Origin of the sequence: Cellulomonas septica, from assembly GCF_012396155.1 — a bacterium.
GTDB lineage: Bacteria > Actinomycetota > Actinomycetes > Actinomycetales > Cellulomonadaceae > Cellulomonas > Cellulomonas septica.
The window spans coordinates 1-10354 of the sequence record NZ_JAAXOY010000050.1 but is presented as its reverse complement, the minus strand read 5'-3'; the positions used below and the strand labels follow the sequence as shown (position 1 = coordinate 10354).

10 protein-coding genes are annotated in these 10354 nt (G+C 73.1%); 9 read left to right on the top strand and 1 reads right to left on the bottom strand.

The annotated features are described in order from the left end of the window. Nucleotides 1–371 precede the first annotated feature (371 nt). From HGA02_RS03965 to HGA02_RS03925, 9 genes are all read left to right on the top strand, one after another. Nucleotides 372–1220: a nitrilase-related carbon-nitrogen hydrolase gene (locus HGA02_RS03965; protein ID WP_168677799.1), complete on the top strand. Its 849-nt coding sequence runs from the start codon at nt 372–374 to the stop codon at nt 1218–1220. Nucleotides 1221–1247: 27 nt separating this feature from the next. Further along, nucleotides 1248–2672 carry a dihydropyrimidinase gene (hydA, locus tag HGA02_RS03960; protein ID WP_168677797.1) on the top strand — a complete coding sequence of 475 codons (1425 nt, stop codon included), beginning with the start codon at nt 1248–1250 and terminating at the stop codon, nt 2670–2672. 33 nt (nt 2673–2705) lie between these two features. Further along, complete coding sequence (locus HGA02_RS03955; RefSeq protein WP_168677795.1) at nt 2706–3737, top strand: TIGR03842 family LLM class F420-dependent oxidoreductase; 1032 nt, start codon at nt 2706–2708, stop codon at nt 3735–3737. After that, the gene (locus HGA02_RS03950; protein ID WP_168677793.1) at nt 3734–4612 is read left to right on the top strand and encodes an ABC transporter permease; all 879 of its coding nucleotides are present in this window, start codon (nt 3734–3736) and stop codon (nt 4610–4612) included. Before HGA02_RS03955 ends, HGA02_RS03950 begins: the two co-directional genes overlap by 4 nt. Continuing rightward, on the top strand, nt 4609–5493 hold the full coding sequence (locus HGA02_RS03945) for an ABC transporter ATP-binding protein (RefSeq protein ID WP_168677792.1): 885 nt from the start codon (nt 4609–4611) through the stop codon (nt 5491–5493). Before HGA02_RS03950 ends, HGA02_RS03945 begins: the two co-directional genes overlap by 4 nt. Next, complete coding sequence (locus HGA02_RS03940; RefSeq protein ID WP_168677790.1) at nt 5490–6266, top strand: ABC transporter permease subunit; 777 nt, start codon at nt 5490–5492, stop codon at nt 6264–6266. The genes HGA02_RS03945 and HGA02_RS03940 overlap by 4 nt, the downstream gene beginning before the upstream one ends. Nucleotides 6267–6372: 106 nt before the next feature. Beyond that, complete coding sequence (locus tag HGA02_RS03935; RefSeq protein ID WP_168677788.1) at nt 6373–7530, top strand: ABC transporter substrate-binding protein; 1158 nt, start codon at nt 6373–6375, stop codon at nt 7528–7530. Nucleotides 7531–7599: 69 nt separating this feature from the next. Continuing rightward, nucleotides 7600–8937 (top strand): aspartate aminotransferase family protein, encoded by a 1338-nt coding sequence (locus HGA02_RS03930; RefSeq protein WP_343035255.1) that lies wholly within the window; start codon nt 7600–7602, stop codon nt 8935–8937. A gap of 55 nt (nt 8938–8992) precedes the next feature. Further along, nucleotides 8993–9757 (top strand): SDR family oxidoreductase, encoded by a 765-nt coding sequence (locus HGA02_RS03925; RefSeq protein WP_168677786.1) that lies wholly within the window; start codon nt 8993–8995, stop codon nt 9755–9757. Here HGA02_RS03925 and HGA02_RS03920 read toward each other — a convergent pair. Then, nucleotides 9754–10354 (bottom strand): ankyrin repeat domain-containing protein (locus HGA02_RS03920; protein ID WP_168677784.1); only part of this gene is annotated, 601 nt, incomplete at its 5' end. The two genes, HGA02_RS03925 and HGA02_RS03920, sit on opposite strands and share 4 nt — an antisense overlap.

Here is a 10354-nt window from a genome sequence, read left to right as displayed (position 1 = left end):
CCCGCACGGTCGGCAGCCGGTCGCCGGGGACGAGCTCGCCGCCGTGCACGAGCCGCGCCACCGCGGCCGCGATGCCGCGCGGCGACCGGTCGTCGACGTGGGTGGCCAGGTCCATGGCGGCAGCATGCCCGCGCACGGGACACGCCTCGGGCGAAGCCTGGGACGAACCGGACGCCGGTCGCAGGTGTTTACACGCGGCCCGTCGTTGTTCGCGCGGCGGAAACGAGGGGTAACCCCGCAGAAATGTTCAACGCCGACAGTCACATTCCAGGCGACGGGGCCCGGCCCGGCAGGCAGGACCCGTCGCACGACGTGGGACCGCGGCACCGCGGCCGGGACCCGCCGCCGGCCGACCGAGGACCGGAGGACCCATGACCGTCGTACGCGTCGCATTCACCCAGGCCACCTGGACCGGCGACAAGGAGTCGATGATCGCGCTGCACGAGGCGTGGACGCGCGAGGCCGCGTCGGCCGGGGCGCAGGTGATCTGCTTCCAGGAGTTGTTCTACGGGCCGTACTTCGGCATCACGCAGGACACCGCCTACTACGACTACGCGGAGTCCGTCCCCGGACCGACGACCGAGCGGTTCGCGGCGCTCGCGGCCGAGCTCGGCATCGTGATCGTGCTGCCGGTCTACGAGGAGGACCAGCCGGGCGTGCTCTACAACACGGCCGCGGTGATCGACGCGGACGGCTCCTACCTCGGCAAGTACCGCAAGCACCACATCCCGCACCTGCCGAAGTTCTGGGAGAAGTTCTACTTCCGCCCCGGCAACCTCGGGTACCCCGTGTTCGAGACGGCCGTCGGGAAGATCGGCGTCAACATCTGCTACGACCGGCACTTCCCGGAGGGCTGGCGCGTGCTCGCGCTGAACGGCGCCGAGATCGTCTTCAACCCGAACGCGACCGCGCCCGGCATCTCCAACAAGCTCTGGGAGATCGAGCAGCCCGCGGCCGCGGTCGCGAACGGCTACTTCGTCGTCGCGAACAACCGCGTCGGGCTCGAGGACAACGAGTACGGCGACGAGGCCGTCGCGTTCTACGGCTCGTCGTACGCGGTCGGGCCGGACGGCAACTACGTCGGCGAGGTCGGCTCGAGCACCGAGGACCAGCTGCTGATCCGCGACCTCGACCTCGACCAGATCCGCCAGGTCCGCGAGCGCTGGCAGTTCTTCCGCGACCGCCGGCCCGACGCCTACGGCGCGATCGTCGCCCCCTGACCTGCGCCCGCGAGCGGAAGGACACCAGTGAAGACCCTGATCACCGGCGGGACCGTCGTGAGCGCGACGGGCCGCACCCCGGCCGACGTGCTCGTCGACGGCGAGACGATCGCCGCGGTGCTCGCGCCCGGCTCGACGCTGCTCGGCTTCGACCTGGCGGCGCACGTCGACCGCGTCATCGACGCGACCGGCAAGTACGTCATCCCGGGCGGCGTCGACGCGCACACGCACATGGAGCTGCCGTTCGGCGGCACCGCGGCATCGGACACCTTCGAGACGGGCACCCGCGCCGCGGCGTGGGGCGGCACGACGACGATCGTGGACTTCGCGGTGCAGCGCGCGGGGGAGCGGGTCATGGACGGGCTCGCGGCGTGGCACGACAAGGCGGCCGGGCAGTGCGCCGTCGACTACGCGTTCCACCAGATCGTGGGCGGCGTCGACGACGACAGCCTCAAGGCCATGGAGGGCCTCGTCGCGGAGGGCGTCACGAGCTACAAGCTCTTCATGGCGTACCCCGGTGTGTTCTACGCCGACGACGCGCAGATCGTGCGGGCCATGCAGAAGGCCGCCGACCTCGGCCTGCTCACGATGATGCACGCCGAGAACGGGCCCGCGATCGACGTCCTCGCGGCGCAGCTCGTCGAGCGGGGCAAGACCGACCCGTACTTCCACGGGATCGCCCGCGCCTGGCAGCTCGAGGAGGAGGCGACGCACCGCGCGATCATGCTCGCCGACCTCACGAACGCGCCGCTCTACGTCGTGCACGTGAGCGCCAAGCAGGCCGTCCAGCAGCTCGCGTGGGCCCGCGACAACGGCAAGAACGTGTTCGGCGAGACGTGCCCGCAGTACCTGTACCTGTCGCTCGAGGAGCAGCTCGGGGCGCCCGGGTTCGAGGGCGCGAAGTGGGTCTGCTCGACGCCGCTGCGCTCGCGGGCCGAGGGGCACCAGGACCACATGTGGCAGGCGCTGCGCACCAACGACCTGCAGATGGTGTCGACCGACCACTGCCCGTTCTGCATGAAGGGCCAGAAGGAGCTCGGGCTGAGCGACTTCCGGGCGATCCCCAACGGCATCGGGTCCGTCGAGCACCGCATGGACCTCATGTACCAGGGCGTCGTCACGGGCGAGATCACGCTCGAGCGGTGGGTCGAGCTCACGTCGACGACGCCCGCGCGGATGTTCGGGCTGTACGGCCGCAAGGGTGTCATCGCGCCCGGGGCCGACGCGGACGTCGTCGTGTACGACCCCGCGGGGCACACCTCCATCGGCGTCGGCGAGGGCCGGACCCACCACATGAACATGGACCACTCCGCGTGGGAGGGCTTCGAGGTCGACGGGCACGTCGACGTCGTCCTGTCCCGCGGGACGGTCGTCGTCGACGACGCGGGGTACCACGGACGGGCCGGCCACGGGCGCTACCTCAAGCGCGACCTCTCGCAGTACCTCGTCTGACCCGCGCCCCACGCCCCGGAAGGAGGACCGCCCGTGGACTTCGGTGTCGTCCTGCAGACCAACCCGCCCGCCTGGCGGACCGTCGAGCTCGCCCGCCAGGCCGAGACGCACGGCTTCGACTACGTGTGGACGTTCGACTCGCACCTGCTGTGGCAGGAGCCGTTCGTCGTGTACTCCGCGATCCTCGCCGCGACCCGCAAGGTGATCGTCGGGCCGATGGTCACCAACCCCGCGACGCGGGACTGGACCGTCACGGCCTCGCTGTTCGCGACGCTCAACGAGATGTTCGGCAACCGGACCGTGTGCGGCATCGGCCGCGGCGACTCCGCGGTCCGCACGCTCAACGGGCGGCCGTCGAACCTCGCGACGCTGCGCGAGTCCATCCACGTGATCCGCGAGCTCGCGAACGACCGGGCCGTCGAGGTGAACGGCCGGACCGTCCGGTTCCCGTGGGCCAAGGGCTCCGCGCTCGACGTGTGGGTCGCCGCGTACGGGCCGCTCGCGCTCACGCTCACGGGCGAGGTCGGCGACGGCTTCATCCTCCAGCTCGCCGACCCCGACATCGCCGCGTGGACGATCAAGGTCGTCCGCGACGCCGCCGAGGCCGCCGGGCGCGACCCCGACGCCATCCAGTTCTGCGTCGCCGCACCCGCGTACGTCGGCGACGGCGACTCCCCGGCCGCCCGCGCCCACATGCGTGAGCAGTGCCGCTGGTTCGGCGGCATGGTCGGCAACCACGTCGCCGACATCGTCGCGCGCTACGGCAGCGACAGCACCGTCCCGAAGGCCCTCACCGACTACATCAAGGCGCGCGAGGGCTACGACTACAACGAGCACGGCCGGGCCGGGAACTCGCACACGTCGTTCGTGCCCGACGAGATCGTCGAGCGGTTCTGCCTGCTCGGCAGCCCGCGCGAGCACGTCGAGAAGCTCGAGGCGCTGCGCGACCTCGGCGTGACGCAGTTCGCCGCCTACCTCCAGCACGACAACAAGGAGGAGACGATGCGGCTCTACGGCGAGCGGGTCATCCCGGCGCTCGCGGACACCGTCGTGGCGACCGCATGACGACGGGCCGGCGCGTCGCGCGGTCGGCGCTCTGGGGCGCCGCGGCGCTCGTGCTGCTCGTGGTGCTGTGGGAGGTCGTCAAGGTCGTCGTCCCCGACACCGGGTGGCACGTCGGCGAGGCGAGCGTCCTGCCGCGCACCGACGACGTCGCGATGCCGCACGTGTGGGAGATCGTCGCGCGGATCGGCGAGCCCGAGACGTCCGCGACCGGCGCGCCGACCGTGCTCGTCGCGATGCTCCAGGTGTGCTGGTTCACGCTGCGCGTCGCCGCGGCCGGGTGGGTGCTCGGTGTCGTCGGGGGTGCGCTCGCCGCCGTCGTCATGCAGCGCTCGCGGGTCGCCGAGTCCGCGTTGCTGCCGTGGGTCGTGCTGTCGCAGACCGTGCCGCTCGTCGCTCTCGCTCCGCTCGTCGTCGGCTGGGGCGGGCGCATCCACCTCGGCGCGCTCGAGTGGCAGAAGTGGATGTCGGTCGCGCTCATCGCGTCCTACCTCGCGTTCTTCCCCGTCGCGGTCGGCATGCTGCGCGGCCTGCAGTCGCCGACCGCCGCGCAGGTCGAGCTGTTCCGGGCGCAGGCCGCGTCGTGGGGGCGGACCCTCGTCTCGCTGCGGCTGCCCGCGTCCGTCCCGTACCTGCTGCCCGCGCTGCGGCTCGCCGCGGCCACCGCCGTCGTCGGCGCGATCGTCGCCGAGGTGTCCACCGGCACCAAGGGCGGCATCGGGCGCCTCGTCATCGCCTACGCCCAGGCCGCGAGCGGCGACCCCGCCAAGCCGTGGGCGGCCATCCTCGCCGCCGCGGTGCTCGGCCTGGTCGCCGCCGGACTCGTCACCCTGCTCGGGCTCGGCCTGGGCCGCTACCGCCACGCGGAGGTCTCATGAGCGACGTCACCACCGCCCCCGACGCGACCGGAGCGGCCGCCTCGGCCGCAGCGCCCACGGCGCACGCCGGGCCCGCGACGGCCGTCGACGTGCGCGGTGTCTCGAAGGTGTTCACCACGAAGGCCGGCACGGTCACCGCGCTCGACGACATCCACCTGAGCGTCGCCGCGGGCGAGTTCGTCTCGCTCATCGGCCCGTCGGGGTGCGGCAAGTCGACGCTGCTGCGGCTGATCGCGGACCTGGACCAGCCCACGTCGGGCGAGCTCGAGGTGTTCGGCCGCTCGCCGCGCGTCGCCCGCGAGGCGCAGGACTACGGGATCGCGTTCCAGCAGGCGGGTCTCCTGCCGTGGCGGAGCGTCGCCGCGAACGTCGAGCTGCCGCTCGAGCTGCACGGTGTGGGCCGACGTGAGCGCGCCGCGCGCGCCGCCGAGCTGCTCGCGCTCGTCGGGCTGACGGACTTCGCGGGGCACTTCCCGCACCAGCTCTCGGGCGGCATGCAGCAGCGCGTCGCGATCGCGCGGTCGCTCGCGGAGAGCCCGAGCCTGCTCCTCATGGACGAGCCGTTCGGCGCGCTCGACGAGATGACGCGTGAACGCATGCAGACCGAGCTCGTGCGGCTGTGCGCCGAGTCCGGGGCGGCCGTCGTGTTCGTCACGCACTCGATCCCCGAGGCGGTGTTCCTGTCGCAGCGCGTCGTCGTCATGTCGCCGCGTCCGGGCCGGATCGCCCAGGTCGTCGCCGTGGACCTGGCGCGGGCCGACGAGCGCACCGACGACCTGCGGGAGGACGCGGCGTTCTTCGCGGCGGTCACCGCGGTCCGGGAGGCGCTGCACGGCGGTCACGGTGCGGACGTCCCGACGCGCGGGGTGGACGTCCGGTGAGCGCCGCCCGGGTCACCCGGTGGGTCGCGCCCGTCCTGGTCGGCGTGCTCGCGCTCGTCGTGTGGCAGGTCGTCGTCGTCGCCGCGGACCTGCCGCCGTATCTGCTGCCCAGCCCGACGGCGATCGTCGAGCAGCTCCGCCAGGTCGTGCCGCTCGTGTGGTCGGCGGCGCTCGCGACGGGGGCGAACGTGCTGGTCGGGCTGGTGGTCGGTGCGGTGACGGCGGTGCTCGCGGCGATCGTCGCCGCACGCAGCCGGATCGTCGACGGCCTCATGTCGCCGACGGCCGCCGCGCTGTCGGTCATGCCGATCGTCGCACTCGCCCCGGCGCTCAACACGCTCTTCGGCACGACCTCCACGACGCCGCGCCGGCTCGTCGTCGCTGTCGTGGTCTTCGCGCCGGTGTTCGTCAACACGCTGCGCGGCCTGCGCCAGGTGCAGCCCGTGCACCGCGACCTCTTGCGGGCCTACGCGGCGTCGTCGTGGCAGGTCACGCGCACGGTCACCGTGCCGGGCGCGCTGCCGTACCTGTTCACCGGGCTGCGGATCGCGTCGTCGACCGGCGTCATCGCGGCCGTCGTCGCCGAGTACTTCGGCGGGCTGCAGAACGGTCTCGGTTCGCGCATCACCGCGGCGGCCGCCAACAGCGCGTACGCCCGGGCGTGGGCGTTCGTGCTCGGCGCGATCCTGCTCGGCCTCGTCCTCTACCTCGCGACCGCGGCGCTCGAACGCGCCGTCGCGCGTCGCCACGGCGCGGTCCCCGACGGGACCTGACGCCGCCCACCCGTCCCGCCTGCCGACGACGCCAGGTGCGGTCGACCGCGACTCGCCCCCTCCGGCGAGCGCGCCCCGCCAGTGCCGCCCCCAGGAAGGACCCGAGATGACCCCCACCAGGCGTTCCGCGTGGACCGCGACGGCCGTCGGCGTCGCCACCGCGCTCGTGCTGTCGGCGTGCAGCAGCGGCAGCGGCGACCCCGAGCCCGACGCGTCGGGCGACCCCGACGGGCTGACCCCCGTCACGCTCCAGCTGCAGTGGTTCACCCAGGCCCAGTTCGCCGGCTACATCGCCGCCGCCGAGCAGGGCTTCTACGAGGACGAGGGCCTCGACGTCGAGATCGTCGAGGGCGGCGTCGACATCGTCCCGCAGTCGGTGCTCGCCGACGGGTCCGTCGACTACGCGATCGCGTGGGTGCCGAAGGCCCTCGCGTCGCGCGAGCAGGGCGCGGGCATCACCGACGTCGCGCAGATCTTCCAGCGGTCCGGCACGCTCCAGGTCGCGTTCGCCGACTCGGGCATCTCCTCGGCGGCCGACCTGCGCGGCAAGAAGGTCGGCAACTGGGGCTTCGGCAACGAGTTCGAGCTCTTCGCCGGCATGACGGAGGCCGGCCTCGACCCGGCGACCGACGTCACGCTCGTGCAGCAGCAGTTCGACATGAACGCGCTGCTCTCGGGCGAGATCGACGCGGCCCAGGCCATGACGTACAACGAGTACGCGCAGGTGCTCGAGGCCGTGAACCCCGCGACCGGCGAGCTGTACCAGCCCGAGGACTTCACGGTCGTCGACTGGAACGACGAGGGCACCGCGATGCTCCAGGACGCGATCTGGGCGAACAGCGAGCGCCTCGCGTCGGACGCGGAGTACGAGGAGACGACGGTCAAGTTCCTCAAGGCGAGCCTCAAGGGCTGGATCTGGGTCCGCGACAACCCGGAGGAGGCGCGCGACCTCGTCGTGGCCGCGGGCTCGCAGCTCGGCGCGAGCCACCAGCTCTGGCAGGTCAACGAGGTCAACAAGCTCGTCTGGCCGTCGCCGGGCGGCATCGGGATCATCGACGAGTCGGCCTGGGAGCGGACCGTCGACATCGCCCTGAACACCAAGAACGACCAGGGCGCGACGGTGATCACGGCCGAGCCGAGCGCCGACGCGTACACCAACGAGTACGTCGACAAGGCGCTCGAGGAGCTGCGCGCCGAGGGCGTCGACGTCGACGGCGCCGACTTCCAGGCGGCCGAGGTCACGCTCGAGCCGGGCGGCAACTGACCTCCTCCGTGCGGCGCGGGCGCACCCTGCCCGCGCCGCACGGCCCGCACGACCGACCGAGGGGGAGACGTGAGCGTCCCGACCAGCACGACCATCCATCCCGACGACGCGGCCGCCGCCCGGCTCGACCGCGAGCACGTCTTCCACTCCTGGTCCGCGCAGGCGGCCCTCGACCCGCTCGTCCTGTCCGGCGGCTCGGGCTCGCACGTGTGGGACGCGTCGGGCCGTCGCTACCTCGACTTCTCGAGCCAGCTCGTCAACACGAACATCGGCCACCAGCACCCGCGCGTGGTCGAGGCCATCCGCGCGCAGGCGTCGACGCTGACCACGATCGCGCCGTCGACGGCGGCACTCGTCCGCGGCGAGGCGGCCGAGCGGATCCTGGCGCACGCGCCCGCGGGCTTCTCCAAGGTGTTCTTCACCAACGGCGGCGCCGACGCGAACGAGAACGCGATCCGCATGGCGCGCCTGCACACCGGCCGCGACAAGGTCGTGTCGCACTACCGCTCGTACCACGGCAACACCGGCGCGGCGGTCGTCGCGACGGGCGACTGGCGCCGCGTGCCCAACGAGTACGCCCGCGGGCATGTGCACGTCTTCGGGCCCTACCCGTACCGGTCGGAGTTCTGGGCGACCACCCCCGAGCACGAGGCCCAGCGTGCGCTGCACCACCTGGAGCGCGTGATCCAGGCCGAGGGCCCGACGTCGGTCGCCGCGATCCTGCTCGAGACGATCCCCGGCACCGCCGGCGTGCTCGTGCCGCCCCCCGGCTACCTGCGCGGCGTCCGCGAGATCGCCGACCGGTACGGCATCGTGCTGATCCTCGACGAGGTCATGGCCGGGTTCGGCCGGACCGGGCGGTGGCTCGCGCTCGACGGCTTCGACGTCGTGCCCGACCTCATCACCTTCGCGAAGGGCGTCAACTCCGGGTACGTGCCCGCGGGCGGCGTCATGATCTCCGACGCGATCGCGCGCACGTTCGACGTGCGCGTCTTCCCCGGCGGCCTCACGTACTCGGGTCACCCGCTCGCGATGGCCGCGATCGTCGCGACGCTCGACGCGATGGCCGACGACGGGATCGTCGACAACGCGGCGGCCGTCGGGCGGGACGTCATCGGCCCCGGCCTGGCCGCGATCGCCGCCCGCAACCCGCTCGTGGGGGAGGTCCGCGGGCTCGGCGTCTTCTGGGCGGTCGAGCTCGTGCGTGACCGCGCGACGCGCGAACCCGTCGACGCGTCCGTGATGGGCCGGGTCCGCGCCGGTGCCCTGGCCCGGGGCCTGCTGCCGTTCACGGCCGACAACCGCGTGCACGTCGTGCCTCCGTGCATCGTCACACCCGACGAGGCCACGCACGGTCTCGAGATCCTCGGCGACGTGCTCGACGCCGTCGCCGCCGACGTGCTGTGATGCGCGACGGCAGCCCGACCGCCCGCACCACCGTGCACCACCCCAGGGAGAACTCATGAGCACCGCCCCCGCCCGTCCGCGCCGCGCCGTCGTCACGGGCGCTTCGTCCGGGATCGGCGCCGCGACCGTGCGCCGCCTGCGCGCCGAGGGCTGGGACGTCGTCGCGACCGCCCGTCGCGGGGACCGTCTGGAGGCGCTCGCGGCCGAGACCGGTGCGGACGCGTTCGTCGCCGACGTCACGTCCGACGACGACGTCGCCCGGCTCGCCGCGCACGTCGCCGCGACCGGCGGCATCGACGCCCTGGTCAACAACGCCGGCGGTGCGCTCGGCCTCGACCCCGTCGAGACCGCCGACCTCGACCAGTGGCGCACGATGTACGACCTCAACGTCCTCGGCACGCTCCGCGTCACGAAGGCGTTCCTGCCGCTGCTGCGCGAGCGCGGGTCGGGTGACGTCGTCGTGGTCACGTCCACCGCCGCGCACGGCGCCTACGAGGGGGGCGCCGGGTACACGGGCGCCAAGCACGCCGAGCGGATGCTCGCGACGACGCTGCGCTGGGAGATCGTCGGCGAACCGATCCGCGTCATCGAGATCGCCCCCGGCGCGGTCGCGACCGAGGAGTTCTCGCTCGTCCGGTTCGACGGCGACGAGGCCCGCGCCGCCGCCGTCTACGAGGGCTACCAGCCGCTCGTCGCCGACGACATCGCCGACACCATCACCTGGGCGCTGACCCGCCCGCCGCACGTCAACGTCGACCTCCTCGTCGTCCGCCCGCGCGCGCAGGCGCACAACACCAAGACCGCCCGCACGGGGGTCTAGGACTCAGACCGTTCGACGCCGCCCGCCTGCTCGAGCAGGCGGGCGACCTCCTCGTGTCCGTGGTGTCGGGCGAGGTCAGCGGCGGTCTCGCCGTCGACGCGCGCTCCCGGGTCGGCTCCGGCGTCGAGGAGCAGCTGGACGCAGGCGAGCGAACCGACTTCCGCAGCGGCGACGGCAGCGTCGTCGGCGTCTGGGTCCGCACCCGCGTCGAGCAGGAGCGCGAGGACGTCCGCGTTGCCGTGCTCGGCGGCCCTGCTCACCGGGGTCCACCCGTTCCCCGGGTCTGCGTGATCCACGTCAGCCCCAGCGTCGACGAGTAGCCGCACGGTCGGGGCGTCCCCGACGCCAGCCGCGCTCAGCAGGGGCGTGAAGGAGTCGTCGTCCACCACGTCGACCTCCGCTCCCGACTCCAGCAGGAGCCGGACCACGTCCCGATGGGAGCGCACGGCGGCGGCGTGCAGGGCCGTCCACCCGCCTGGGTCGCGGTCCGACGCCGGAACGCCTTCGGCCAGCAGCGCCCGGACCCGCTCCAGGTCGCCCGTCTCCGCGGCGCGCACGATCGGCCGCTCGCCGACCGGCTCACCTGCTCGCGCGCCG